This is a genomic window from Streptomyces sp. DH37 (assembly GCF_029813835.1).
Classification (GTDB): domain Bacteria; phylum Actinomycetota; class Actinomycetes; order Streptomycetales; family Streptomycetaceae; genus Streptomyces.
The window spans coordinates 1-23,726 of record NZ_JARVKV010000027.1 but is presented as its reverse complement, the minus strand read 5'-3'; the positions used below and the strand labels follow the sequence as shown (position 1 = coordinate 23,726).

Below are 23,726 nucleotides of genomic sequence, written 5' to 3'. Positions count from 1 at the left end.
CGGTACGGGCGGCCGCGCGGGTGCGCGGCCGGTGCCGGTCCCGGTGAGAGTCTATTGCGCTCACACCCCCCGGCTGACGGAGCTCATGTTGAAGTCCGGCACGCGCAGGGGAGGCATCGCCGCCCGCGTGAACCAGTCCGACCACTCGCGCGGCAGCGTGCGCTCGGTCCGCCCCGCCTCGGTGGCCCTCGACAGCAGGTCGACCGGCGACTCGTTGAAGCGGAAGTTGTTCACCGCGCCCGTGACCTCGCCGTTCTCCACCAGGTAGACGCCGTCGCGGGTCAGCCCGGTCAGCAGCAGCGTCGCGGGATCGACCTCGCGGATGTACCACAGGCAGGTCAGCAGCAGGGCCGGGCCGTCGTGCCCGGCGCCGGCGACCATCTCCTCCAGCGTGGCGGTGCCGCCCCCCTCCAGGATCAGGTTGTCGATCCCGGGCGCCACCGGCAGGCCCGTCAGCTCCGCGGAGTGCCGGGTGGTCAGCAGACGGCGCAGCTCGCCGTCGCGCACCCAGTCGGTGGCGGGCAGCGGCAGCCCGTTGTCGAAGACCGAGGCGTCGTCGCCGGAGGAGTGGGCGATCACGAACGGCGCCGACTCCAGGCCGGGGGCGGCCGGATCGCTGTAGAGCCTCAGCGGCAGCCGCGACAGCCGCTCGCCGATCCGGGTGCCGCCGCCGGGCCTGCTGAACACCGTGCGCCCCTCGGCGGCGTCGCGCCCCGCCGACGACCACATCTGGTAGATCAGCAGGTCGGCCACGGCGCTGGGCGGCAGCAGCGTCTCGTACCGCCCGGCCTCCAGCTCCACCTGCCGCTCGGCCCACTCCAGCCGCCGCGCCAGCTCGGCGTCCAGCGCCTGCGGGTCGACGTCGGCGAAGTCGCGGGTCGCCCGCCCGGCCCACGCCGACCGGGTGCGGTCGTGGGACTTGGCGTTGACCTCGAGGGTGCCGGTGGGCTGGTCGTGGCGGAGCCGCAGCCCGGTGGAGGTGCCCAGATAGGTGGAGACCACCTGGTGGTGGGCGAAGCCGTACAGCTCGCGGCCCTCGGAACGGGCCCGCGCGAAGGACTCGCCCAGCGCCGGGGCGAAGGCGGCGAACACCGACGAGGAGGTCTCGGCCGGCGCCTCGGCGAAGTCGGGGGAGGCGGGCACGCCCTCCACCAGCGGCCGCGCGTCCTCGGCCGGACCGGCGGCCCGCGCCGCCTCCTCCGCGGCCCGCACCAGCGGCTCGATGTCGTCGTCGGTGACGGCCGAGCGGGAGACCACCCCCGACGCCGTCCCCTCGGCGCCGTCGACGGTCGCGACGACGGTGAGGGTGCGGCCGCGGGTGACGCCGTTGGTGGTCAGCGCGTTGCCCGCCCACCGCAGGTTGGCGGTGGACTCCTCGTCGGCGATGACCACGCAGCCGTCGGCCCGCGACAGCGCCAGGGCGCGCTCGACGACCTCGTGGGGAGCGGGGGACGCGGAGGACGCGGGGGACGCGGAGAACGCGGAGAACATGGTCATCGGCCGGCCTCCTGGGCGGTGTTGAGGATGTTGACGCCGCGGAAGAGCGCGGAGGGGCAGCCGTGCGAGACGGAGGCGACCTGGCCCGGCTGGGCCTTGCCGCAGTTGAACGCGCCGCCGAGCACGTACGTCCGCGGCCCGCCGACGGCCTCCATCGACCCCCAGAAGTCGGTGGTGGTCGCCTGGTAGGCCACGTCGCGCAACTGCCCGGCGAGCCGTCCGTTCTCGATCCGGAAGAAGCGCTGCCCGGTGAACTGGAAGTTGTGGCGCTGCATGTCGATCGACCACGAGCGGTCGCCGACCACGTAGATCCCCCGCTCCACGCGGGAGATCAGCTCCTCGGTGTCCGGCCCGTCCGGGTCCGGCCGCAGCGAGACGTTCGCCATGCGCTGCACGGGGACGTGGGAGGGGGAGTCGGCGTAGGCGCAGCCGTTGGAGCGGCCGAGGCCGGTCAGCTTCGCGATCCGCCGGTCGAGCTGGTAGCCGACCAGGATCCCGTCCTTCACCAGGTCCCAGGACTGCGCCTCGACGCCCTCGTCGTCGTAGCCGATCGTGGCCAGCCCGTGCTCGGCGGTGCGGTCGCCGGTGACGTTCATGACCGGCGAGCCGTACCGCAGCGTGCCGAGCTTGTCGAGGGTGGCGAAGGAGGTGCCCGCGTACGCCGCCTCGTAGCCCAGCGCCCGGTCCAGCTCGGTGGCGTGGCCGATCGACTCGTGGATCGTCAGCCACAGGTTGGAGGGGTCGACCACCAGGTCGTACGTGCCCGCCTCGACGCCGGGGGCGCGCATCTTCTCGGCCAGCAGCTCCGGGATGCGCGCCAGCTCCGCGTCCCAGTCCCAGCCGGTGCCGGTCGTGTACTCCCAGCCGCGTCCGGCCGGGGGCGCCAGGGTCCGCATCGAGTCGAAGTCGCCGGAGTCGGCGACGGACACGGCCGTCAGCTCCGGGTGCAGGCGGACGCGCTGCTGGGTGGTGACCGTGCCGGCGGTGTCCGCGTAGAACTTGTTCTCCCGGACGGTCAGCAGCGAGGCGTCCGCGTGCGAGACTCCCTCGGCGGCCAGCAGCCGCCTGCTCCAGTCCGCCAGCAGCGCCGTCTTCTCGGCGTCCGGCACGTCGAACGGGTCGACCTCGTACGACGAGACCCACGTCCGCTCGCCGTGCACCGGCTCGTCCGCCAGCTCCACCCGCTCGTCGGAACCGGCCGCCTCGATGACCTTCGCCGACAGCTTCGCCATCTCCACGGCCCGGCCCGCCACCTTCGCGGCGGCGTCCATCGTCAGGTCCACTCCCGAGGCGAAGCCCCACGCCCCGCCGTGCACCACCCGCACCGCGTACCCGGCGTCGGTGACGTCCGAGGACCCGGCCGGCTTCGCGTCGCGCAGCCGCCAGGAGGCGCTGCGGATCCGCTCGAAACGGAAGTCGGCGTGCTCGGCCCCCAGGGCCCGGGCCCGCGCGAGCGCCGCGTCGGCGAGCGCGCGCAGCGGCAGCGCGAGGAAGGACTCATCGATCTCGTGCACCACGGGCGCTCCTCCTTGTCGATGCATGACCGCAGTGAACCACGACCCGCCCGCCGGACGCGGCCGATAAACGAGGGCCCCGGCCGGGGCCCGGTCTACCCTGCCCGGCGCGGGGGCAGGGGAAGCGGAGAGGGAACCACCGGGGAGGGACGCATGGGGAACGACGACGGGGGCCGGCCGGGCTTCCCGTGGGTGTGGCTGCTGCCGCAGCTCGCCGTCCTGGTGGGGCTGGCGGTCTGGGGCGCCGCGGTGTACCCGCACCTGCCGGAGAGGGTGCCGCGGCACATCGGCCCCGGCGGGGTCGACGCCTGGGCGGACAGGTCCGTCGGCGCGGTCTTCGTCCCCGTCTTCGTCCACGCCGGGACCGTCGTGATGACGGCCGCCGCCGCGGTGGCGGCGCTGCGCGTGCGCCCCGCGGACGAGCTCGCCCCCGGGGAGCGGGCCTCCTCCCTGGTCAACCGCCCCTCCACCCGTGCCTCGGCGCTGCGGACGGCCAGGGCCACGCTCCAGCTCGGCTTCTGCGTCGGCCTGTCGATCGCCGTGACCTGCGCGGTGATGTGGCGCACCGAGCCGGACCCGCACGTGCCCTCATGGCTGCTCGCCGCGGTGCTCGCCCCGGTCGTCCTCGGACTGGTGCCCGTCCTCGCCGCGGCCGTCCGGGACCGCCGCGAGCGGCGGAAGTGACCCGGCCGCCGGTGTGTTCCCGCGCGGCGCCGGGTACTCGCGGCGCCCCGGGCTCCCGCACCGGGACCAGCGCGGAGGAGATCAAGGAGATGCGGACATGAGCGACTACTCCGGCCCCTACGACGGCAGGGAACACGATCCGTCCGAGATGAGGAGCGGCGGGGAGAGGGCGAAGGAGACGCGGCGCCCCGAGGGGGAGGACCGGGCCGAGGGCGAGCGCCCCGGCGACGAGCGCCCCGGCGACGAGCGCCCCGGCGACGAGGGCGAGGGGGACGAGGGCGGGGAGCAGGACCGCGGCCGGGGCACCGGCCCCGCCGTCACCGGACCGCCGCCGTCCCCGGAGAGCTGACCGGGGACGGCGCCCCGCCCGCCGGCGGTCCGCACCCTCGTGCCCCTCGTGCCCCTCGTGCCCCCGCCCCGCCCCGCCCCGCCTCGCCCGTGCGCGCCCCGGCACGGCGCCCCGGAACGCCGTGTGACCTTCGGATTCTCGTACGATCTCCGGCGCACGGGGGCGGCGCCGGCGTGCCCGGGCGGCTTTCTGTAGGGATCCCACAGGACCCCGGCAGAGCCCCTGTCGGGGACCCGTTCCCCGGCGCGGAGAGCCGGACGATAGTTTCTTGAGGAGTACCTGCTCCCTACGGAAGAGGGTGTTCCCTTGAGCCGCTCGGTTCTCGTCACCGGAGGCAACCGCGGCATCGGCCTGGCCATCGCCCGGGCGTTCGCCGACGCGGGCGACAAGGTCGCCGTCACCTACCGGTCGGGTGAGCCGCCGGAGGGCTTCTGCGCCGTCAGGTGCGACATCACCGTCCCCGAGCAGGTGGAGCAGGCCTACAAGGAGATCGAGGAGAGGCAGGGCCCGGTCGAGGTCCTGGTCGCCAACGCCGGTGTCACCCGGGACCAGTTGCTCCTGCGGATGTCCGAGGAGGACTTCACCTCCGTCCTGGAGACCAACCTCACCGGCACCTTCCGGGTCGTCAAGCGCGCCACCAGGGGCATGCTCCGCGCCCGCAGGGGCCGCATCGTGCTGATCTCCTCCGTCGTCGGCCTGCTGGGCTCGGCGGGGCAGGCCAACTACGCCGCGTCCAAGGCCGGCCTGGTCGGCTTCGCCCGCTCGATCGCCCGGGAGCTGGGCTCCCGCAACATCACCTGCAACGTGGTCGCGCCGGGCTTCGTGGACACCGACATGACGCGCGCGCTCACCGACGAGCAGCGTGCGAACATCGTCGGCCAGGTCCCGCTGGGCCGCTACGCCCGGCCCGAGGAGATCGCCTCCTCGGTGCGCTTCCTGGCCTCGGAGGAGGCCGCGTACATCACCGGAGCCGTCATTCCCGTGGACGGCGGATTGGGCATGGGTCACTGAACGTCATGAGCGGACTTCTCGCCGGAAAGCGCATCCTCGTCACCGGGGTGCTCACCGACTCCTCGATCGCCTTCCACGTCGCCAGGCTGGCCCAGGAGGAGGGCGCCGAGGTCGTCCTCACCGGTTTCGGGCGGCTGACGCTGGTGCAGCGCATCGCCAGGCGGCTTCCCAAGGAGGCCCCGGTGATCGAGCTGGACGTGCAGAACAAGGAGCACCTGGACACCCTGGCCGGCAAGGTCTCCGAGCACCTCGGCGACGGCATCGGGCTGGACGGCGTCGTGCACTCCATCGGCTTTGCGCCGCAGGACGCGCTCGGCGGCAACTTCCTCAACACCGGCTGGGAGTCGGTCGCCACGGCGGTCGAGGTCTCGGCGTACTCCCTGAAGTCCCTGACCATGGCCCTGATGCCGCTGCTGGAGCAGCGCGGCGGCTCGGTCGTCGGCATGGACTTCGACGCGCAGGTGGCCTGGCCCAAGTACGACTGGATGGGCGTGGCCAAGGCCGCCCTGGAGTCCACCTCCCGCTACCTCGCCCGCGACCTGGGCCACAAGAACATCCGCTGCAACCTGGTGTCGGCCGGGCCCATCAAGTCCATGGCCGCCAAGTCCATCCCGGGCTTCGAGGAGCTGGCGGACGTGTGGAACACCCGCGCCCCGATCGGCTGGGACCTCAGCGACCCCGAGCCCGCCGCGCGCGGCGTGGTCGCCCTGCTCTCGGACTGGTTCCCGAAGACCACGGGCGAGATCGTGCACGTGGACGGCGGCGTCCACATGATGGGCGCGTAGCGCGCACCGCCGCCCGAACGCACGAGCCGCCCCCGGTCCCGTCGCGGGACCGGGGGCGGCTCGCGCGCGTCGCACGGCGCCCTCGCGGGGGAGGGGGAGCCGGTCAGTCGCCGGGCCCGGAGCCGCGGCAGGTCTGCGCGTACGAGCCCGCCTCCCGTGCCGCGGTCTCCGCGTCGCGGTCCTGGATGGCGGCCACCAGCCGACCGTGGTCCAGGTACTCCTCCGAGCGCAGCTCCTCGCCCACGTCGTGGCGGAGGAAGGTGCGCAGGACGGTGCCGAGGTCCGCGTAGAGCGCGGTGAGCACCTCGTTGTGGGACGACTTGACGATCGCCAGGTGCAGCGTGACGTCCGCCTCCACGAAGCGCTCCACCTCGCCCGTCTCCCAGGCCGCCTCGCGCCGCCGGAGCAGCGTCCCCAGTTGGCGCAGGTCCTGCTCGGTGCGGCGGTGCGCGGCCAGCCGGGCGGCCTCGGCCTCCAGCACCGAACGCAGCTCGGCCACGTCGCGCGGATCGGCGTCCGCGAAACGGCGGTGCATCACCCCGGCCAGCTCGCTGGTGGCCACCACGTAGGTGCCCGAGCCCTGCCGGATGTCCAGCAGCCCGTTGTGGGCGAGGGCCCGTACGGCCTCGCGCACGGTGTTGCGGGCCACGCCGAGCTGTTCGACCAGTTCGGGCTCGGTCGGGATGCGGGAGCCCACCGGCCACTCGCCGGAGGTGATCTGGTCGCGCAGGGCGTCGATGACCTGGTCGGCCAGGGCGGAGCGGCGGGGCGAGGTCAGAGGCATGGCACTTCCCGGGTCTGCGGGTAGGTGGAGGGGCGCACTGGGTGGCCTCGATTCATCCGATGATTCTATGATGCTTGTCATGGCCAACGATCCCGCGACCATCGACCACCGGGCGGACGGGAGGCTCCCGAACAGCGTAGGCACCCGCGCCACCCCGGGAGCCGGCGCGGGGAACTCCCCGTGGGCGCGGCGGCTGCTGGCCGCCGGCCTCGTCCTCGCCGCCCTCAACCTGCGCCCCGCCATAGCCGGGCTCGGCCCCCTCCTGGAGGAGGTCCGCGCCGCCCTGGCGATGAACGGCACCGTCGCCGGACTGCTCACCTCCGCGCCCGCCCTGTGCTTCGCCGTCTTCGGCGGCGCCGCGCCCAGGCTGGCCCGCCGCCACGGCCCGGCCGCGGTGGTGCTCGCCGGGATGGCCGCCGTCACCGCCGGGCTGGCGCTGCGCCCCCTCGCGGGCGGCACGGCCCTGTTCCTGGCCGCCAGCGTGTTGGCGCTGGCGGGCATCGCGGCCTGCAACGTCCTGATGCCCGTGGTCGTCAAGCGCTGGTTCCCCGACCGGATCGGCCCGATGACCGGGCTGTACTCCATGGCGCTGTCCCTGGGCACCGCCGCGGCGGCCGCCCTCACCGTCCCGGCGACCGAGGCGCTGGGCGGCGACTGGCGCCTCGGGCTCGGGATGTGGGCGCTGCTCGGCGCGCTCGCGCTGCTGGTGTGGGTGCCGGTCGTACGCGGCGGCCGGGACCGTCCCGCGGGCTCCGCCGCGTCCGCCGGAGCCGGCTCCGCCGAGGACGGCCCCGCGCCCGTGATCCGCATCACCCGCTCCGCCACCGCCTGGGCGCTCGGCGTCTTCTTCGGCCTCCAGGCCACCGCCGCCTACGTCATCATGGGCTGGCTGCCGCAGATCCTCCGCGACGCAGGCCTCCCCGCCTCCACCGCCGGGCTGCTGCTCGCGGTCACCATGGGGCTGGGCATACCGCTGTCCTTCGTCCTGCCCCGGATCGCCGCCCGGCTCGGTCACCAGGGACCCCTCGTCGCCGTCCTGGCCTGCTGCGGACTCGGCGGGTACGCCGGGCTGTGGTTCGCCCCGGCGCAGGGCGCCCTGGTCTGGGCGCTGCTGCTGGGCGTCTCCAACTGCGCCTTCCCGCTCGTCCTCACCATGATCGGCATGCGGGCGCGGACCGGCGCCGGGGTCGCCAAGCTCTCCGCCTTCGCGCAGGGCACCGGCTATCTGATCGCCACCCCCGGGCCGCTGCTGGTCGGAGCCCTCCACCAGCACGGCGGAGGCTGGCACGCGCCCCTGGCCCTGATGGCCGCCCTGATGGTCGCCCAGCTCTCGGTGGGCCTGGTGGCGGGCCGGGACCGGTGCGTCGAGGACGGCGGCTGAGTGCGACACTGGGCGCATGCCAGTGCTCGAACCCGATCCCCCCAACGGCCAGAAGAAGCTGCTCCTCATCTTCGGCGCGATGCTCGGCGTCACCGTCGTGATCGGCGTCCTCGCCTCCCTCATCGCCCCGTAGCGCCCCGCGGCGGCGCCCCCGGGCCGGCCCCGCCACGGGGCCGTGGTGGGGCTGGCCCCACCATCCCCTAGGGGGTCGGGCTCAGGGGGCAATGGGTGGATCACCGGATGGGACCGCCGTCCCGCGGCCCGTAGCGTCGGAGCACACCGCTCAGACGCCACGGAAGACGACGGAGGCGAAGCCCGATGACGGCCCACGCACCCACCCGGTCCACCCGCCGACCGGCGGCCGGCGGCGCGGACGCGCGGCTGCCGTGGTGGGCGCTGGCGCTGCCCGCGCTCGCCTTCGCCGCACTGCTGTCGCTGCTCCTCGGCGGCGAGGCGGAGGCCGCCGAGTCCCCGCAGTACCTCGCGCGGCTGCTGGAGCGCCTCTGGCAGCTCCTGGCGCACTGAGGGCGGGCCCCGCCCGCCCGCGGGTCACCCGGTCGAGGAGGGTCCCCAACTCCCCGCGCCGCACGCCGCCATTCGTGCGAAGCTGGAGGCATGAGCGTCGATGTGCCCCGCAGGATCGTCATCCTCCGTCACGCCAAGGCCGACTGGCCCGACGGCGTGGCCGACCACGACAGGCCGCTCGCGGAACGAGGCCGCAGGGACGCACCGGTCGCCGGCCGCTGGCTCGCCGCGAGCGGCATCACCCCCGACCTCACCCTCTGCTCCACCGCCGCCCGCACCCGCGAGACCTGGAAGCTGGTCGTCCACGAGTTGCCGCAGCGGCCGAGGACGGTCTACGAGGAGCGGCTCTACGAGGCCTCGCCCGGCGAACTGATCGCGGTGGTCAACGAGGTGCCGGACGACGTCGGGGACCTCATGCTCGTCGGCCACAACCCCGGTATGCACGCCTTGGCCGACATCCTCGCGGGCGAGGCCGAGGAGGAGGCCAGGACCCGGCTCGGCCACACCGGCTTCCCCACCTCCGCCATGGCCGTCATCTCCTTCGCCGGCTCCTGGAAGTCCGTGGAGCACGGGGTCGGGCGCCTCGAGGCGCACTGGGCGCCGCACGACTGACGCGGGGGCGGGGCGCGGCCGGGTGGGAGGCGGGGCGCGTCCGCACCGCGTATACCCCGCCTCCCACCCGCCCGCACCCCCGCCGGGCCGGAACCGCTCCGGCCCGGCGGATCCGGCGCCGTGCCCGGTCGGCGGCCTCACACCGCGGTGTCGGCCGCCTCGACCTCCTCGCGCGTGACGCCCAGCAGGTACAGCACGGTGTCCAGGAACGGCACGTTCACCGCCGTGTGCGCGGCCTCCTGCACCACCGGCTTGGCGTTGAACGCGACCCCGAGCCCGGCGGTGTTGAGCATGTCCAGATCGTTGGCGCCGTCGCCGATCGCCACGGTCTGGGAGAGCGGGACCCCGGCCTCCGACGCGAAGCGGCGCAGCAGACGCGCCTTGCCCGCCCGGTCCACGACCTCCCCGACCACCCGGCCGGTCAGCTTCCCGTCCACGATCTCCAGGGTGTTGGCCGAGGCGAAGTCGAGCCCCAGCCGCTCCTTCAGATCGTCGGTGACCTGTGTGAAACCGCCCGAGACCACGCCCACCTGGTAGCCCAGGCGCTTGAGGGTGCGGATGAGGGTGCGCGCGCCCGGCGTGAGCCGGACCTCGGAGCGCACCTTGTCGACGACCGACTCGTCCAGCCCCTCCAGCAGCGCCACCCGGGCGTGCAGCGACTGCTCGAAGTCCAGCTCGCCGCGCATCGCGGCGGCGGTCACCTCGGCGACCTTCTCCTCGCAGCCCGCGTGCGCCGCGAACAGCTCGATCACCTCGTCCTGGATGAGCGTGGAGTCCACGTCCATCACCACCAGGCGCTGCGCCCGGCGGTGCAGCCCGGCGGCGACGACGGCGACGTCCACGCCCAGGGCCGCCGCCTTCGGGGCCAGCGCGGTCCGCAGCGCCTCCGTCTCGGCGCCCGAGACGGCGAACTCCACCGCCGTGACCGGGTACTTCGCCAGCCGGAAGATCCGGTCGATGTTGCCGCCGACACCGGTTATCCGGGCGGCGATGGCGGCCGTCGCCTCGGCGGTCAGCGGATGGCCGAGCACGGTCACGTGGGAGCGGCCGGTGCCGCGCGGCCGGTTGTCGCCCCGGCCGGAGATGATCTCCGCCTGGAGCCGTACCGACTCCGCCCAGGAGTGGACGGTCGCCCGCAGCCTCCCCTCGGCGCCGCTCCCGCCCGGCGTGGTGACCAGGGCGCACAGGGTGATGCGGCCGCGGGTGACGACCTGCTCGATGTCTATGACGTCCAGGGAGTAGGCGGCCAGCGTCTCGAAGAGACCTGCGGTGATGCCCGGCCGGTCCTTGCCGAAGATCTTCACCAGGAGGGTGGGGGCGCCCTCGTCGGCGGTGGCGGCGGGGACGGGCGGCGGGGTCTGCGAAGCGCTCATGATGATCCCTACGGTATCGAGCACCGAAGCGGTTCCGTACGCACGTCCGTACCCCGGACAGGCCCGGGCGGGCCCTCGCCGGTCCACCGGCCGGGGCCGGCGCGCGAGCCGGGGCGGACCGGTCCGCGCCGGTCCGCCCGCTCTCTCCCGGGGGACGGAGCGGACCGTAGCGGTTCGGCAACCATCCGCCGGGGGCGGCTTTCTGGACGGCCGCCGAGCCTGGAATAGTTCCTCCACGATCGTTCGCCATCCCTAGCCCCCTCGTCACAGGGGGTAGCTCGGGGGACAACTTTGTGGGGCATGGAGTGCCGGAACTCGTACTGGAATTGAACGGACACACCTGGACGCTCGACCCGTCCCGGTCGTACACCCTGGGACGCGATCCGCAGGGTGACCTCGTGGTCGAGGACGCCAGGGTCTCCTGGCGGCACGCCACACTGCGCTGGGGCGGCGACGCCTGGGTCGTCGAGGACCACGGCAGCACCAACGGCACGTACGCGCAGGGGCAGCGGGTCCAGCGGCTGGAGGTCGGCGCGGGCTCGGTCGTGCACCTGGGCAACGCCACCGACGGCCCCAGGCTGAGCTTCTCCGGCCGGGCCGCCGCGGCCGTGCCGCACTCACCGGTGCAGGCGCCGGTGCAGTCACCGGTGCACACGCCGGTGCGGACTCCCGAACAGGCGGTGCCCGCCCAGCAGCCGGCGGCGCAGTCCCAGCCGCAGCCCCAGCCCCAGCCGCAGGGCGGCCCCGGCTGGGGCCACCCGCCGCAGACCCCGCAGCAGCCGGTGCCGCAGCAGTACGCGCCGCAGCCCCCCGGGGGCGGCGTCCCCGCGCAGGGCGCCCCTCCGCAGGGCGGCGCGCCGCGGCAGGCGGGCGCCCCGGCCCACGGCGACCACCGCAGCCCGACCACCTTCCACCAGTTCTCGCTGGGCCGGGTGATGCGGATCGGCCGTGCGCTGGAGAACGAGCTGGTCGTCTCCGACCTCCAGGTCTCCCGCCACCACGCGGAGTTCCGCTCCACGCCCGACGGCCGCTTCGAGATCCGCGACCTGGGCAGCCACAACGGCACGTACGTCAACGGCCAGCCGCTGCCGAAGTCGGGCTCGGCGCTCATCGGGCCCGCCGACATCGTCGGCGTCGGCCACTCGACCTTCCGGGTGGTGGGCGACCGGCTCGAGGAGTTCGTCGACACCGGCGAGGTCTCCTTCTCGGCCCGCCACCTGACGGTCAAGGTGGACGGCGGCAAGGTGATCCTCAACAACGTCACCTTCGGCGTCCCGGAGAAGTCCCTGGTCGCCGTCATCGGCCCGTCCGGCTCCGGCAAGTCCACGCTGCTGCGCGCCCTCACCGGTTACCGCCCGGCCGACATCGGCGAGGTCCTCTACGACAACCGCAACCTCTACAAGCAGTTCGCCGAGCTGCGCCAGCGCATCGGGCTGGTCCCGCAGGACGACATCCTCCACAAGGAGCTGACCGTCCGCACCGCCCTGCGCTACGCGGCCAAGCTGCGCTTCCCCGGCGACGTCGCCGAGGCCGAGCGCAACGCGCGGATCGAGGAGGTGCTGGCCGAGCTCAAGCTCGACATCCACGCCGGCAAGAAGATCACCTCCCTCTCCGGCGGCCAGCGCAAGCGCGTCTCGGTCGCGCTGGAACTGCTCACCAAGCCGTCGCTGATCTTCCTGGACGAGCCGACCTCCGGCCTGGACCCGGGCATGGACCGCGACGTGATGAAGCTGCTGCGCGAGCTGGCCGACGACGGCCGCACCGTGCTGGTGGTCACCCACTCGGTCGCGGAGCTGGGGCTGTGCGACCGGGTCCTGGTGATGGCGCCGGGCGGCGGGGTGGCCTACTTCGGCCCGCCCGAGGAGGCCCTGAACTTCTTCGGCTACGAGAGCTGGGCGGACGTCTTCTCGGCCTTCGAGAACTACCGCGACTACGACTGGATCGGCCGCTGGCAGGGCTCGCAGCACTACCAGCTCTACGCCGCCGACATCGACGCCGCCGTCCCGCAGCAGGCGCACCAGCAGTACGCGGTGCCGACGCCCTCCGCACCGGCGGCCCGGCCGCGCAAGCCGCAGAGCTGGGGCTCCCAGCTGTGGACCCTCACCAGGCGCTACACATCGGTCATCGCGTCCGACAAGGGCTTCCTGGCGCTGATGGTCATCCTGCCCGTGATCCTGGGCGTGGTCAGCACGGTGATCCCCACCGAGTACGGCCTCACGCGCAACCCCAAGGGCTACAACCAGCACGCGGGCACGATCCTGCTGATCCTCGCGGTCGGCATGTGCCTGTCCGGCGCGGCCAACTCCGTGCGCGAGCTGGTCAAGGAGCGGGTGATCTACGAACGGGAACGGGCCACCGGCCTGTCGCGTTCGGCGTACCTGATGTCCAAGGTGATCGTCCTCGGACTGATCACCGCCTTCCAGGGCGTGATCATCTGCGCCATCGGCTTCTCGGTGCGCGACCTGCCCGAGGAGGGCCTGGTCCTGCCCACGGCCGTCGAACTGTGCGTGGGGATCATCGCGTTCGGCCTCACCGCCATGATGGTCGGCCTGGTGATCTCCTCGCTGGTGAAGACCTCCGAGATGACCATGCCCCTGCTGGTGGGCTTCGCGATCGTCCAGCTGGTCTTCACCGGCGTGCTCTTCCAGGTCTTCGACGCGCCCGGCATCGAGCAGGTGGCCTGGCTGATGCCCTCGCGCTGGGCGGTCGCCGCCACCGGCGCCACCGTCGACCTCTCCCGCACCATGGCCCCCTGGGACCGGGAGAACCCCACCAGCCTCGACCCGCTGTGGGAGCACAGCGCGGGCGTGTGGGCGATGGACCTGCTGATCCTGCTCGCCATCGGCGTCGCCTGCGGCTTCGCCGTGGCCCGCCTCCTGCGCCGCCACGAGCCGGAGGTCATGCGCGAGTGACCGCGCGCCCCGCGCGCGGCGTACGAGGGCGGCTCCCCCGGGCTCCGGGGGAGCCGCCCTCGCCGTATCCCTCGCCCGCCCCCCCGCCCGCTCCGCCCGCCCCCGACCGCGGTCCCGGGACCATCGTCCGGCCGCGGCCGGGACGGCGGACCGATCCGCCCCCGCGCACCCGCCGGTACCGTGGCCGCATGCTCCCGAGAACCGGGCTGGCGGCCGTCAGCGCCGCCCTGCTCGCCATGAACCGCCGGCTGGAGGTCCGCGACGTCCTCCAGACGATCACGGCCTCCGCCCGCGAACTCCTCGACGCCGAGTACGCCGCCCTCGGCGTCCCCGACGACCACGGGGGCTTCGCGCAGTTCGTCGTGGCCGGGGTCGACGAAGAGCGGTGGCGGGCGATCGGGCCGCTGCCCCGCCAGCACGGCATCCTCGCCGCCATGCTGCGCGACGCCTCGCCGCAGCGCCTCGCCGACGTCCGCCGGGACCCGCGCTTCGAGGGCTGGCCCGCCGCCCACCCGGAGCTGGCCGACTTCATCGGCATGCCCGTCGCCGACGGCGAGGAGGTCCTCGGAGCGCTCTTCCTCGCCAACAAGCGGTGCGACCGCCCCGCGGGCGGCTGCGGCTTCACCGAGGAGGACGAGGAACTGCTGCGCCTGCTCGCCGAGCACGCCGCCATCGCCCTCACCAACGCCCGCCTCTACGAGCGCAGCCGCGAGCTGACCATCGCCGGGGAGCGCGCCCGCATCGCCCACGAACTGCACGACGCCGTCTCCCAGAAGCTGTTCTCCCTGCGCCTGACCGCCCAGGCCGCCACCGCCCTGGTCGACCGGGACCCGGAGCGCGCCAAGGAGGAGCTGCGCCAGGTCGCGAAGCTGGCCGCCGAGGCCGCCGACGAGCTGCGGGCCGCGGTCGTCGAGCTGCGCCCCGCCGCCCTGGAGGAGGACGGCCTGGTCGCCGCCCTCCGCAGCCAGGTGCGGGTCCTGGACCGGGCGCACGGCGCCTCCGTCGTCTTCGACGGCGAAGGCGTGCGGGCGCTGCCGGCCGCCCGGGAGGAGGCGCTGCTGAGAGTGGCGCAGGAGGCCCTGCACAACGCCCTGCGGCACTCCGGGGCCCGGCGGGTGACCGTCACCCTCGCCCGCCGCGGCGCCGCCGTCGTGCTGCGGGTGGCCGACGACGGCCGCGGCTTCGACCCCGCCGCGGTCCGCCGCGCCGGCCGCCGCCTGGGCCTGGTGTCGATGCGCGACCGGGCCGCCGGGGTCGGCGGAACCCTGAGGGTGGAGTCGGAGCCCGGCAAGGGCACCGTGATCGAGATGGAGGTGCCCGGTGGCTGACGGGATCGCCGAAGTGATCAGAGTCCTGCTGGTGGACGACCACCAGGTCGTGCGCCGGGGGCTGCGCACGTTCCTGGAGGTCCAGGACGACATCGAGGTGGTCGGGGAGGCCGCCGACGGGGCGGAGGGCGTGGCCCGCGCCGAGGAGCTGCGGCCCGACGTGGTCCTGATGGACATCACGATGCCCGGCACCGACGGCGTCGAGGCGCTGCGCACGCTGCGCGGGCTGCACAACCCCGCCCGGGTGCTGGTCGTCACCAGCTTCACCGAGCGGCGCACCGTCGTCCCCGCCCTGCGCGCCGGAGCCGCCGGCTACGTCTACAAGGACATCGACCCCGACGCCCTGGCCGGAGCCATCCGCTCGGTGCACGCCGGACACGTCCTGCTCCAGCCCGAGGTCGCCCAGGCCCTGCTCACCCAGGAGGGGACCGGGGGCGGGCCGGGCCGGGGCACCGCCCTGACCGAGCGGGAGCGCGAGGTGCTCGCGCTGATAGCCGACGGGCGCTCGAACCGGGAGATCGCCCGGCACCTGGTGCTGTCCGAGAAGACCGTCAAGACGCACGTGTCCAACATCCTGATGAAGCTGGACCTCGCCGACCGCACCCAGGCCGCGCTGTGGGCCGTCCGGCACGGCGTGACCGGCTGACGGACTGACGGACGCCCGGACCGCGGGATCGCCCGGCGCCGGGCCCGGACCCCTCCCGGACGCCCCAGCGCCGTCCGGGCCCTCCCCGCGGAAATCCATGCCTAAATTCATACGAACGTGTGGATGTCACCGGTTCGGCGTATCGCGACGGGACCCGGCCCGTTCTCCAGTGCGTGCCGCGGCGGACGGCCGCGGCGAACGCAAGGAGGATCGAGAAGTGAAGAACCTGAAGAGGATCACCGCCGTCGCGATGGTGACCGGCGGGCTCGTCGCCGCCGGTGCGGGCGTGGCCTCGGCCAGTGCGGGCGCGCAGGGCGGCGCCGCCTACTCGCCCGGCGTCGGCTCGGGCAACGTGGTCCAGGTCCCGCTCCACGTGCCGGTCAACGTCTGCGGCAACACCGTCAACGTCATCGGCCTGCTGAACCCGACCTTCGGCAACGGCTGCGCCAACGCGTGAGCGCGAACGCACGGAGGTGACGGGCGGCTCCGCACGCCCACTCCACGTGACCGGCCTCCCGGGCCCGACCGGGAGGCCGGTTCCGCGCTCAGCCCCGCTCGCGCTCCTCCACGTACGCGTTGTACGCCGCCACCATCGCCCGCCGGGCCGTACGCTCCACCGGCCGCAGCGCCTCGGCCCGCGCCGCCATCGCCCCCGCGCTCACCGCGCCGCCGTGCTCCGGCCCGTACGCGATGTCCACCAGCGCGCCCACGCGCTGCGCCAGCTCCAGGACGCGCACCGCACGCGGCGGATAGCCCGGCGCCAGCAGACGGCGGTCCGCCGCCGCGCGCGCCCGGTACGCCTCCAGCGCCGCGTTCGCCACCGGCCCCGACCCGGCCACGTCCAGCCGCGTCAGCACCTCCGTCGCCTCGCGCAGCGCCTCCGCCAGCTCCCGCTCAGCCTCCCCGAGCGACGGCACGTCCGCGGGCGGCGCCACGCGCACCGGCAGGCAGTGCCACACCACCTCGGTGTGCACGTCGCCCTCCGGTCCCGCCTCGCGCACCTGCGGCACCAGTCCCAGCCCCGCGCCCGTCCCGACCACCGCCTCACCGGCGTCCAGGGCACGCGCGTTGAACTCCGGCGGGCCGCTCAGCCCCAGCGGGTGCCCCGGCGCGGGCATCGCCAGCCGCAGTCCCGTCACCCCCGAGGCGCGCAGCCGGCCGAGCGCGAGGGTGAGACCCACCTCACCGGACTCGCCCGGCAGGCCCGCCACGCGGTGCACCGTGTCGTCGCCCACGATGCGCGGCGCGGCGTCGTCGGGCGACACCACTCCGGCGAACAGGGCATTTCCCCAGGCGGTCAGCCGCCCGGAACGAGGTTCGTCGAGCATGCCCCCAGCCTAAGGACAGCGGGCCGGGAGGCGTGGCGTAGGTTTTCCCTGGGGACTGTGCCCACAGGCACAGGCGACAGCTGCGACTGCAATGGGAGACAACGCGCCATGAGCGATGTACTGGAGCTGGTGGACGTATCCGTGGTCCGCGAGGGTCGGGCTCTGGTGGAAGACGTCTCCTGGTCGGTGAAGGAGGGCGAGCGCTGGGTGATCCTCGGCCCCAACGGCGCGGGCAAGACCACCCTCCTCAACATCGCGTCCAGCTACCTCTACCCGACCTCCGGCACCGCCACCATCCTCGGCGAGAGGCTCGGCGCCGTGGACGTCTTCGAACTGCGCCCGCGCATCGGCATGGCCAGCAGCGCGCTCGCCGAGAAGCTCTCGCGCGGCCAGACCGTGCTCCAGACCGTCCTCACCGCCGCCTACGGCATGACCGCGGGCTGGCGCGAGCAGTACGACGCCGTCGACGAGCAGCGGGCGCTGGCCTTCCTCGACCGCCTCGGGATGAGCGAGTACCTCGACCGCAGGTTCGGCACCCTCTCCGAGGGCGAGCGCAAGCGCACCCAGATCGCCCGCGCGATGATGACCGACCCCGAACTGCTCCTCCTGGACGAGCCCGCGGCCGGACTCGACCTCGGCGGCCGCGAGGACCTGGTGCGCCGGCTCGGGCGGCTCGCCCGCGACCCGTACGCCCCCTCGATGATCATGGTGACCCACCACGTCGAGGAGATCCCCCCGGGCTTCACCCACGTGCTGATGATCCGGCAGGGCAAGGTGCTCACCGCCGGGCCGGTCGAGACCGAACTGACCTCCGCCAACCTCTCGCGCTGCTTCGGTCTGCCCCTGGTCGTGGAGCACAACGGCGGCCGCTGGACGGCGCAGGGTCTCCCGCTCGGCTGACCCGGGCCCTACCATGACGGTGTGGACGCATGGGTGTGGTGGCTGATCGCCGCCGTAGGGCTCGGAATCCCGCTCGTACTGACGGCCATGCCCGAGTTCGGCATGTTCGCGGTGGGCGCCGTGGCCGCCGCGGCCGTCGCCGCGCTCGGCGGAGGGCTGGTGGCGCAGGTGGCCGTCTTCGTGGTGGTCTCCACCGCGCTGGTCCTCGTCGTCCGCCCCGTCGCCAGACGCATGCAGACCCAGCGGCCCGAACACCGCAGCGGCGTCGACGCGCTGACGGGGCGCCAAGCCGTCGTGCTGGAGCGGGTCGACGGCTCCGGAGGGCGGATCAAGCTCGCGGGCGAGGTCTGGTCCGCGCGCGCCCTCGACACGAGCATGGCCTACGAGCCGGGTGACCAGGTGGACGTGGTGGAGATCGACGGGGCGACCGCCGTCGTGATGTGATGGGCGGTAACCGCACGGTCACACCCGTCGGCGACGCCCAGCACGCAGTCGGCCGTGCCAGTCACCGCAGTCAGCGTGAAATCCTAGGAACGCAGGGGGAGACACGATGGACGCCATCATCATCGTGCTGATCATCCTGGTGGTGCTGGTCTTCATCGCACTCATCAAGACGATCCAGGTCATTCCGCAGGCCAGCGCCGCGATCGTGGAGCGCTTCGGCCGCTACACCCGGACGCTGAACGCCGGCCTCAACATCGTCGTCCCGTTCATCGACACCATCCGCAACCGCGTCGACCTCCGCGAGCAGGTCGTCCCCTTCCCGCCCCAGCCGGTGATCACCCAGGACAACCTGGTCGTGAACATCGACACGGTCATCTACTACCAGGTCACCGACGCCCGGGCCGCGACGTACGAGGTCGCCAGCTACATCCAGGCCATCGAGCAGCTCACCGTCACCACCCTGCGCAACATCATCGGCGGCATGGACCTGGAGCGCACCCTGACCTCCCGCGAGGAGATCAACGCGGCGCTGCGCGGCGTCCTGGACGAGGCCACCGGCAAGTGGGGCATCCGCGTCAACCGCGTCGAGCTCAAGGCGATCGAGCCGCCGACCTCCATCCAGGACTCGATGGAGAAGCAGATGCGCGCCGACCGCGACAAGCGCGCCGCGATCCTCCAGGCCGAGGGCGTGAGGCAGTCGCAGATCCTCACCGCCGAGGGCGAGAAGCAGTCCTCCATCCTGCGCGCCGAGGGCGAGGCCAAGGCCGCCGCCCTGCGCGCCGAGGGCGAGGCCCAGGCGATCCGCACGGTCTTCGAGTCCATCCACGCCGGAGACCCGGACCAGAAGCTGCTGTCCTACCAGTACCTCCAGATGCTCCCCAAGATCGCCGAGGGCGACGCCAACAAGCTGTGGATCGTCCCCAGCGAGATCGGGGACGCCCTCAAGGGCCTCGGCGGCGCGCTGGGCAACTTCGGCCCCGGCGCTCCCTCCGGCGGCTCCTCCGGCGACGGCGGCACGGGCCGCTCCGACCTGACCAAGCGCCGCGAGCAGCCGCCGATCGACTAGACACGCCCCACGCTCGGGCCGCCCCCGGGCACACCCCGCCCGCGCCCCTCAGGCATGATCGGTTCACCGGACACCGATCGGCTGAGGGGCGTTGCGCGTGGACATCTGGGAGGCGGTGGCGGTCTGCGCCGCCGGCATAGGCGCGGGCACCATCAACACGATCGTCGGATCGGGGACCCTGATCACCTTCCCGGTGCTGCTCGCGGTCGGGCTGCCTCCCGTCACCGCGAACGTCTCCAACACACTGGGCCTGGTGCCCGGCTCCATCAGCGGCGCCATCGGCTACCGCCGCGAACTGCGCGGACAGCGCGACCGCGTCCTGAGACTGGGCGCCGCGGCCCTCGTCGGAGCGGTGGCCGGGGCCGCCCTCCTGATCACGCTGCCCTCCGAGGCGTTCGGCACGATCGTCCCGGTGCTCATCGCGCTGGCCCTGGTGCTCGTCGTCGCCCAGCCGCGACTGGCCCGCGCGGTCCGGCTCCGCCGCGAGCGCGCCGGGGGGCCCGCCAACCCCCACGGCGGCCCCGTCCTCCTCGGCGGCATGACCCTGGCCAGCATGTACGGCGGCTACTTCGGCGCCGCCCAGGGCGTCATCTACCTCGCGCTGATGGGCCTGCTCATCAACGACGACCTCCAGCGGATCAACGCCGTCAAGAACGTCCTCGGCGCCCTCGTCAACGGCGCCGCCGCGGTCTTCTTCCTCTTCGTCGCCGACTTCGACTGGACCGCCGTCCTGCTCATCGCCGTCGGCTCGGCGGCCGGCGGGCAGCTCGGCGCCCGGCTGGGACGCAGACTGCCGCCGGCCGCCCTGCGCGCGGTCATCGTCGCCGTCGGCGTGGTGGCCATCCTCCAGCTCGTGCTGGACTGACCGAACCGGCCGCGTGCGGGCATCAGGCGGAGGCGGGCACCGCCAGCCACTCCGGCAGCGCCTCGCCGTCCCGCAGCCCCAGCGCGAGGACCAGCGCGTCCGCCGGCGTCGGCTCGAACGGCTGAGTCAGCAGCCGCATCCCCGCCTGCGCGGGCGTGCGGTCGGCCTTGCGGTGGTTGTCCTCGGCGCACGCCGCGACCGTGTTCAGCCAGGTGTCGCCGCCACCGCGCGAACGCGGCACGATGTGGTCCACCGTGGTCGCCCGGCGCCCGCAGTAGGCGCAGCGGTGCCGGTCCCGTACGAGCACACCGCGCCGCGACCACGGTGCCCGTTGTCGGAACGGGACCCGTACGTACCTGCGGAGTCTGATCACCTGCGGCACCGGCAGCTCGACGTGCGCCGCGCGCACCCGCAGCCCGGGGTGCGCCTGCTCCACGACGGCCTTGCCCTGCATCACCAGCACCACCGCACGCCGCAGCGACACCGTCGACAGCGGCTCGAAACTGGCGTTGAGCACCAGCGTCTCGCGCATCTCGCCCACCTCCGGACCCGTCCCGCCCCCGCGGCGGGGTGGCACCACTGTGCCGCTGCCCGGCAGGGTGGACAACGCAATTTCCCCACGCTGTACGGGAGATGAGAAGAGGCCGACGGCCGGGTGAAGCGGGCGCCGGGGAAGCGGAGGGGGAAGCCATGGGGGAGGCGCGGGACCGGGGGCGGGCGGCGCGGCCGTCCGGCCCTGCCGGACCCCGCCGGGCGGCGGGCGTGGGCGCACCCCGCCGCCCCCGCGGTGCCGGCTGCCCGGCCACCACTGTGCGATTCGGGGACGACGGGGCGCAAAGCCTTTTCCCGCCCGCGGAACGGCCGGCGGGACGGCCGGGGATCAGCCCTCGGCGGGCACCTCGTACTCGCCGATCAGCTGTGCGCGCGCCAGCGTGTGGAACCGCAGGTTGAAGCCGACCACCGCGGGCGACGCGTCCGCGTCCACCCCCAGCTTCTCGGTGTCCACGGCGTAGACCGTGAACACGTAGCGGTGGGGGCCGTCCCCGGGCGGCGGCGCGGCCCCGCCGAAGTCGCGGGTCCCGTAGTCGTTGCGGACGTGCACCGCCTCCTCGGGCATCCCCTTCATCTCACCCGTGCCGGCGCCCGCGGGCAGCTCCGTCACGGTCGCCGGGATGTCGAACACCGACCAGTGCCAGAAGCCGCTGCCGGTCGGCGCGTCGGGGTCGTAGCAGGTGACGGCGAAGCTCCCGGTCCCCTCCGGAAAGCCCTCCCAGCGCAGGTGCGGGGACCTGTTGCCCCCGGCGTAGACCTGCTCGGGCTTCAACGGGGCGCCCTCCGACACGTCGTCGCTCACGACCGTGAACGACGGCACCGGGGGGTGGAAGTCGTGGGGGAGCGGGCGCCGCTTCTGCTCGGTCACGTGGGAAAACCTCCTCGGTAGCGCGACATCGCTGCGCCCGCCAGCCTAACGATCCCGGTGCCGCGTACGGCCGCACGGCGCGGTCCGGTGCGGCCCGGTGCGGCCCGGTGCGGCCCGGTGCGGACACCGGACCGCACCGTGCGCGGAACGCCCCGAACGCTCAGAACCAGTTCCGCTTCCCGCCGACCTCGGCCAGCCACTGGTTGAGGTAGGCGGTCCAGTCGGTCTGCTGGAAGCTCGCCAGCCCCACGGTGAAGGAGCGGTACGTGTCGCTGCCCTCGGTGAACAGGCCGGGCCTCTTGTCCATCTCCAGGACGACGTCCATCTCGTGCTCGTCCGCGACGAAGCTCAGCTCGACCTGGCTGAGCCCCCGGTACTGCTGGGGCGCCAGGAACTCGATCTCCTGGTAGAAGGGCAGCTTCTGCCGGGTGCCGCGGATGTGCCCCTGCTCCATGTCCGCGTTCTTGAAGCGGAACCCGAGGGCGCCGAACGCGTCGAGGATCGCCTGCTGGGCGGGGAGCGGGTGGACGTTCACCGGGTCGAGGTCACCGGAGTCCACGGCCTTGGCGATCGCCAGCTCCGTCGTCACGCCGATGTTCATCCCGGTCAGGTGGCGGCCCATGAACATGGTGATCGGGGTCTCCCACGGCACCTCCAGCCCGAAGGGCACCGTGTGCACGGCCCCCGGCTGGAGTTCGAAGGCGCCGCCGAGCTGCTGGCGGTGGAACTCGACGTTCTTGCTGAACTCCTCCTGCCCGCTCTCCACCTCGACCCGCGCCTGGAGGCCGACCGACAGCCCCTGGACCTCCTGGGCCGCCGACCCGCCCTGGATCCGCACCTCGCCCTGGACGACGCCGCCCGGCACCACGTTCGGCTCGGTCAGCACCGTCTCCACCGACGCACCGCCGATGCCCACGCTCGCGAACAGCTTCTTGAAGCCCATGTTCTTCCTCCCCCAGGCCCTGGCCTGTGTGTCGTGCCGATCCCATAGAACGCCCGCAGTCTGCCCGACGGTTCCGCCGGCCAGGGCCGTCGTCCGCAGTTGTTACCCGATGGCTGCACTAGGCTCGACGGGCGTGAGCGCCGACCATGACCGTAAGCCCCTGCCCCGCGACTTCTTCGACCGGCCCGTTCTGGAGGTCGCCCCGGACCTGCTCGGCCGTGTCCTGGTCCGCACGACCGACGACGGCCCGATCGAGGTCCGCCTGACCGAGGTCGAGGCGTACGCGGGCCGGATCGACCCGGGATCGCACGCCTACCGCGGCCGCACCGAACGCAACGCCGTGATGTTCGGCCCGCCCGGCCACGCGTACGTCTACTTCACCTACGGCATGTGGCACTGCCTGAACCTGGTCTGCGACGGGGAGGGCACCGCCAGCGGTGTGCTGCTGCGCGCCGGCGAGGTGCTGACCGGCCACGAGCACGCGCGCCGGCGGCGCCCGAAGGCGCGCAACGACAGCGAGCTGGCCAAGGGACCCGCCCGCCTGGCCACCGCCCTGGGCGTGGACCGCGCCCTCAACGGCACCGACGTCTGCGGCGACGGCGAGGACGCCCCGCTCCGCGTCCTCACGGGCGCCCCGGCCCCGGGCGACCGCGTACGCAACGGTCCCCGCACGGGGGTGGGCGGGGAGGGAGCGCTCCACCCGTGGCGCTACTGGATCAGCGGCGACCCCTCGGTCAGCCCGTACCGAGCGCACCAGCCACGTCGCCGCCGGGAGGCGCTTGACGCGGGACCGAAGGGCGTCTAACGTAGACCGAGCCGCTGGAACGGGACGAGGTCCACGGCGACCGGACAGGTCGCGTGAGAGAGGCCCGGAGCGGACACCACCCACACGGACTCCCATTCGGGAGTCGTTTCCGTTGCGGCGAGACTGCGCGGGAATTCGACTCGAATGGCTCGATTATGAGTCACCGGGGAGATCCGCTAAAGTGGTGAACACCGAAGGGAAGCGCCCGGAGGGGCCCCGGACAGGGGTGCCGAAGGAAGCGTCCGTTCCTTGAGAACTCAACAGCGTGCCAAAAGTCAACGCCAGATATGTTGATACCCCGTTCCCGCGGCCGAGTAGACGGCCGAGGGGCGAGGTTCCTTTGAAACACAACACAGCGAGGACGCTGTGAACGGCCGGGCCCATTCCGCCCGACCGTTCCGCTCCCGCGGATGTGTCCTCCGGGGAGACCCGGAAAAGCATTCACGGAGAGTTTGATCCTGGCTCAGGACGAACGCTGGCGGCGTGCTTAACACATGCAAGTCGAACGATGAACCTCCTTCGGGAGGGGATTAGTGGCGAACGGGTGAGTAACA

25 protein-coding genes and 1 rRNA gene are annotated in these 23,726 nt (G+C 73.5%); 18 read left to right on the top strand and 8 right to left on the bottom strand.

Going from position 1 to position 23,726, the window contains the following annotated elements; all coding sequences use genetic code 11:
- Nucleotides 1-60 precede the first annotated feature (60 nt).
- Both QC029_RS15490 and QC029_RS15485 read right to left on the bottom strand, forming a co-directional pair.
- Nucleotides 61-1,491 carry a metallopeptidase TldD-related protein gene (locus tag QC029_RS15490; protein WP_279556283.1) on the bottom strand — a complete coding sequence of 477 codons (1,431 nt, stop codon included), beginning with the start codon at nucleotides 1,489-1,491 and terminating at the stop codon, nucleotides 61-63.
- A 2-nt stretch (nucleotides 1,492-1,493) separates the two neighbouring features.
- Complete coding sequence (locus QC029_RS15485; protein ID WP_279556240.1) at nucleotides 1,494-3,014, bottom strand: TldD/PmbA family protein; 1,521 nt, start codon at nucleotides 3,012-3,014, stop codon at nucleotides 1,494-1,496.
- Between the two features lie 150 nt (nucleotides 3,015-3,164).
- Between QC029_RS15485 and QC029_RS15480 the strand changes: the two genes are divergently transcribed.
- The 4 genes from QC029_RS15480 (at nucleotide 3,165) to fabI (ending at nucleotide 5,840) form a co-directional block, all read left to right on the top strand.
- Nucleotides 3,165-3,695 carry a DUF1648 domain-containing protein gene (locus QC029_RS15480; protein ID WP_279556239.1) on the top strand — a complete coding sequence of 177 codons (531 nt, stop codon included), beginning with the start codon at nucleotides 3,165-3,167 and terminating at the stop codon, nucleotides 3,693-3,695.
- A 97-nt stretch (nucleotides 3,696-3,792) separates the two neighbouring features.
- Nucleotides 3,793-4,044, top strand: coding sequence for a hypothetical protein (locus QC029_RS15475; protein WP_279556238.1), 252 nt, complete (start codon nucleotides 3,793-3,795; stop codon nucleotides 4,042-4,044).
- 306 nt (nucleotides 4,045-4,350) lie between these two features.
- The gene (gene fabG, locus QC029_RS15470) at nucleotides 4,351-5,055 is read left to right on the top strand and encodes a 3-oxoacyl-[acyl-carrier-protein] reductase (protein ID WP_279556237.1); all 705 of its coding nucleotides are present in this window, start codon (nucleotides 4,351-4,353) and stop codon (nucleotides 5,053-5,055) included.
- Nucleotides 5,056-5,060: 5 nt separating this feature from the next.
- Nucleotides 5,061-5,840 (top strand): enoyl-ACP reductase FabI, encoded by a 780-nt coding sequence (gene fabI / locus QC029_RS15465; RefSeq protein ID WP_279556236.1) that lies wholly within the window; start codon nucleotides 5,061-5,063, stop codon nucleotides 5,838-5,840.
- A 103-nt stretch (nucleotides 5,841-5,943) separates the two neighbouring features.
- Here fabI and QC029_RS15460 read toward each other — a convergent pair whose 3' ends face one another.
- On the bottom strand, nucleotides 5,944-6,624 hold the full coding sequence (locus QC029_RS15460; RefSeq protein WP_279556235.1) for a FadR/GntR family transcriptional regulator: 681 nt from the start codon (nucleotides 6,622-6,624) through the stop codon (nucleotides 5,944-5,946).
- Between the two features lie 79 nt (nucleotides 6,625-6,703).
- Here QC029_RS15460 and QC029_RS15455 point away from each other — a divergent pair, with 79 nt between their 5' ends.
- The 4 genes from QC029_RS15455 (at nucleotide 6,704) to QC029_RS15440 (ending at nucleotide 9,142) form a co-directional block, all read left to right on the top strand.
- On the top strand, nucleotides 6,704-8,005 hold the full coding sequence (locus QC029_RS15455; RefSeq protein WP_279556234.1) for an MFS transporter: 1,302 nt from the start codon (nucleotides 6,704-6,706) through the stop codon (nucleotides 8,003-8,005).
- A 16-nt stretch (nucleotides 8,006-8,021) separates the two neighbouring features.
- On the top strand, nucleotides 8,022-8,138 hold the full coding sequence (locus QC029_RS15450; protein ID WP_279556233.1) for an SGM_5486 family transporter-associated protein: 117 nt from the start codon (nucleotides 8,022-8,024) through the stop codon (nucleotides 8,136-8,138).
- Nucleotides 8,139-8,323: 185 nt separating this feature from the next.
- Complete coding sequence (locus tag QC029_RS15445) at nucleotides 8,324-8,530, top strand: hypothetical protein (protein WP_279556232.1); 207 nt, start codon at nucleotides 8,324-8,326, stop codon at nucleotides 8,528-8,530.
- Nucleotides 8,531-8,620: 90 nt separating this feature from the next.
- Entirely contained in the window at nucleotides 8,621-9,142 is a 522-nt protein-coding gene (locus tag QC029_RS15440; RefSeq protein WP_279556231.1) for a histidine phosphatase family protein, read from the top strand.
- Nucleotides 9,143-9,279: 137 nt separating this feature from the next.
- Here the strand turns inward: QC029_RS15440 and serB are convergent, their stop codons facing one another.
- A complete protein-coding gene (gene serB, locus QC029_RS15435) occupies nucleotides 9,280-10,515 on the bottom strand; it encodes a phosphoserine phosphatase SerB (RefSeq protein ID WP_279556230.1) in 1,236 nt (411 codons plus the stop codon).
- 293 nt (nucleotides 10,516-10,808) lie between these two features.
- Between serB and QC029_RS15430 the strand changes: the two genes are divergently transcribed.
- The 4 genes from QC029_RS15430 (at nucleotide 10,809) to QC029_RS15415 (ending at nucleotide 15,858) form a co-directional block, all read left to right on the top strand.
- Nucleotides 10,809-13,427 (top strand): FHA domain-containing protein, encoded by a 2,619-nt coding sequence (locus tag QC029_RS15430; RefSeq protein ID WP_279556229.1) that lies wholly within the window; start codon nucleotides 10,809-10,811, stop codon nucleotides 13,425-13,427.
- Between the two features lie 188 nt (nucleotides 13,428-13,615).
- Nucleotides 13,616-14,755 (top strand): GAF domain-containing sensor histidine kinase, encoded by a 1,140-nt coding sequence (locus QC029_RS15425; RefSeq protein WP_279556228.1) that lies wholly within the window; start codon nucleotides 13,616-13,618, stop codon nucleotides 14,753-14,755.
- Between the two features lie 4 nt (nucleotides 14,756-14,759).
- On the top strand, nucleotides 14,760-15,401 hold the full coding sequence (locus QC029_RS15420; RefSeq protein ID WP_279556282.1) for a response regulator transcription factor: 642 nt from the start codon (nucleotides 14,760-14,762) through the stop codon (nucleotides 15,399-15,401).
- Nucleotides 15,402-15,651: 250 nt separating this feature from the next.
- On the top strand, nucleotides 15,652-15,858 hold the full coding sequence (locus QC029_RS15415; protein ID WP_279556281.1) for a chaplin: 207 nt from the start codon (nucleotides 15,652-15,654) through the stop codon (nucleotides 15,856-15,858).
- A gap of 88 nt (nucleotides 15,859-15,946) precedes the next feature.
- Here the strand turns inward: QC029_RS15415 and QC029_RS15410 are convergent, their stop codons facing one another.
- Nucleotides 15,947-16,729 carry a hypothetical protein gene (locus QC029_RS15410; RefSeq protein WP_279556227.1) on the bottom strand — a complete coding sequence of 261 codons (783 nt, stop codon included), beginning with the start codon at nucleotides 16,727-16,729 and terminating at the stop codon, nucleotides 15,947-15,949.
- A 108-nt stretch (nucleotides 16,730-16,837) separates the two neighbouring features.
- Here QC029_RS15410 and QC029_RS15405 point away from each other — a divergent pair, with 108 nt between their 5' ends.
- From QC029_RS15405 to QC029_RS15390, 4 genes are all read left to right on the top strand, one after another.
- The gene (locus QC029_RS15405) at nucleotides 16,838-17,629 is read left to right on the top strand and encodes an ABC transporter ATP-binding protein (RefSeq protein ID WP_279556226.1); all 792 of its coding nucleotides are present in this window, start codon (nucleotides 16,838-16,840) and stop codon (nucleotides 17,627-17,629) included.
- 21 nt (nucleotides 17,630-17,650) lie between these two features.
- Entirely contained in the window at nucleotides 17,651-18,073 is a 423-nt protein-coding gene (locus QC029_RS15400) for an NfeD family protein (protein ID WP_279556225.1), read from the top strand.
- 106 nt (nucleotides 18,074-18,179) lie between these two features.
- Nucleotides 18,180-19,139 (top strand): SPFH domain-containing protein, encoded by a 960-nt coding sequence (locus QC029_RS15395; RefSeq protein ID WP_279556224.1) that lies wholly within the window; start codon nucleotides 18,180-18,182, stop codon nucleotides 19,137-19,139.
- Between the two features lie 97 nt (nucleotides 19,140-19,236).
- Nucleotides 19,237-20,004, top strand: a complete 768-nt coding sequence (locus QC029_RS15390) for a sulfite exporter TauE/SafE family protein (protein WP_279556223.1) — start codon at nucleotides 19,237-19,239, stop codon at nucleotides 20,002-20,004.
- A 22-nt stretch (nucleotides 20,005-20,026) separates the two neighbouring features.
- Here the strand turns inward: QC029_RS15390 and QC029_RS15385 are convergent, their stop codons facing one another.
- From QC029_RS15385 to QC029_RS15375, 3 genes are all read right to left on the bottom strand, one after another.
- Nucleotides 20,027-20,536 carry an HNH endonuclease gene (locus QC029_RS15385; protein ID WP_279556222.1) on the bottom strand — a complete coding sequence of 170 codons (510 nt, stop codon included), beginning with the start codon at nucleotides 20,534-20,536 and terminating at the stop codon, nucleotides 20,027-20,029.
- A 348-nt stretch (nucleotides 20,537-20,884) separates the two neighbouring features.
- Nucleotides 20,885-21,424 (bottom strand): YbhB/YbcL family Raf kinase inhibitor-like protein, encoded by a 540-nt coding sequence (locus QC029_RS15380; RefSeq protein ID WP_279556221.1) that lies wholly within the window; start codon nucleotides 21,422-21,424, stop codon nucleotides 20,885-20,887.
- A 160-nt stretch (nucleotides 21,425-21,584) separates the two neighbouring features.
- Nucleotides 21,585-22,367: a sporulation protein gene (locus QC029_RS15375; RefSeq protein ID WP_279556220.1), complete on the bottom strand. Its 783-nt coding sequence runs from the start codon at nucleotides 22,365-22,367 to the stop codon at nucleotides 21,585-21,587.
- A gap of 133 nt (nucleotides 22,368-22,500) precedes the next feature.
- On the opposite strand from QC029_RS15375, the gene QC029_RS15370 reads away from it, so the two are divergent.
- Complete coding sequence (locus tag QC029_RS15370; RefSeq protein ID WP_279556219.1) at nucleotides 22,501-23,172, top strand: DNA-3-methyladenine glycosylase; 672 nt, start codon at nucleotides 22,501-22,503, stop codon at nucleotides 23,170-23,172.
- 440 nt (nucleotides 23,173-23,612) lie between these two features.
- A 16S ribosomal RNA gene (locus tag QC029_RS15365) occupies nucleotides 23,613-23,726 on the top strand; the annotation flags it as partial.

What these genes read in the sequence shown, in the direction of transcription:
- QC029_RS15490 (WP_279556283.1), bottom strand. Translation starts at nt 1,491, where the DNA reads ATGTTCTCCGCGTTCTCCGCGTCCCCCGCGTCCTCCGCGTCCCCCGCT.
- QC029_RS15480 (WP_279556239.1), top strand. Translation starts at nt 3,165, where the DNA reads ATGGGGAACGACGACGGGGGCCGGCCGGGCTTCCCGTGGGTGTGGCTG.
- QC029_RS15475 (WP_279556238.1), top strand. Translation starts at nt 3,793, where the DNA reads ATGAGCGACTACTCCGGCCCCTACGACGGCAGGGAACACGATCCGTCC.
- fabI (WP_279556236.1), top strand. Translation starts at nt 5,061, where the DNA reads ATGAGCGGACTTCTCGCCGGAAAGCGCATCCTCGTCACCGGGGTGCTC.
- QC029_RS15460 (WP_279556235.1), bottom strand. Translation starts at nt 6,624, where the DNA reads ATGCCTCTGACCTCGCCCCGCCGCTCCGCCCTGGCCGACCAGGTCATC.
- QC029_RS15455 (WP_279556234.1), top strand. Translation starts at nt 6,704, where the DNA reads ATGGCCAACGATCCCGCGACCATCGACCACCGGGCGGACGGGAGGCTC.
- QC029_RS15450 (WP_279556233.1), top strand. Translation starts at nt 8,022, where the DNA reads ATGCCAGTGCTCGAACCCGATCCCCCCAACGGCCAGAAGAAGCTGCTC.
- QC029_RS15445 (WP_279556232.1), top strand. Translation starts at nt 8,324, where the DNA reads ATGACGGCCCACGCACCCACCCGGTCCACCCGCCGACCGGCGGCCGGC.
- QC029_RS15440 (WP_279556231.1), top strand. Translation starts at nt 8,621, where the DNA reads ATGAGCGTCGATGTGCCCCGCAGGATCGTCATCCTCCGTCACGCCAAG.
- serB (WP_279556230.1), bottom strand. Translation starts at nt 10,515, where the DNA reads ATGAGCGCTTCGCAGACCCCGCCGCCCGTCCCCGCCGCCACCGCCGAC.
- QC029_RS15425 (WP_279556228.1), top strand. Translation starts at nt 13,616, where the DNA reads ATGCTCCCGAGAACCGGGCTGGCGGCCGTCAGCGCCGCCCTGCTCGCC.
- QC029_RS15415 (WP_279556281.1), top strand. Translation starts at nt 15,652, where the DNA reads ATGGTGACCGGCGGGCTCGTCGCCGCCGGTGCGGGCGTGGCCTCGGCC.
- QC029_RS15410 (WP_279556227.1), bottom strand. Translation starts at nt 16,729, where the DNA reads ATGCTCGACGAACCTCGTTCCGGGCGGCTGACCGCCTGGGGAAATGCC.
- QC029_RS15405 (WP_279556226.1), top strand. Translation starts at nt 16,838, where the DNA reads ATGAGCGATGTACTGGAGCTGGTGGACGTATCCGTGGTCCGCGAGGGT.
- QC029_RS15395 (WP_279556224.1), top strand. Translation starts at nt 18,180, where the DNA reads ATGGACGCCATCATCATCGTGCTGATCATCCTGGTGGTGCTGGTCTTC.
- QC029_RS15385 (WP_279556222.1), bottom strand. Translation starts at nt 20,536, where the DNA reads ATGCGCGAGACGCTGGTGCTCAACGCCAGTTTCGAGCCGCTGTCGACG.
- QC029_RS15375 (WP_279556220.1), bottom strand. Translation starts at nt 22,367, where the DNA reads ATGGGCTTCAAGAAGCTGTTCGCGAGCGTGGGCATCGGCGGTGCGTCG.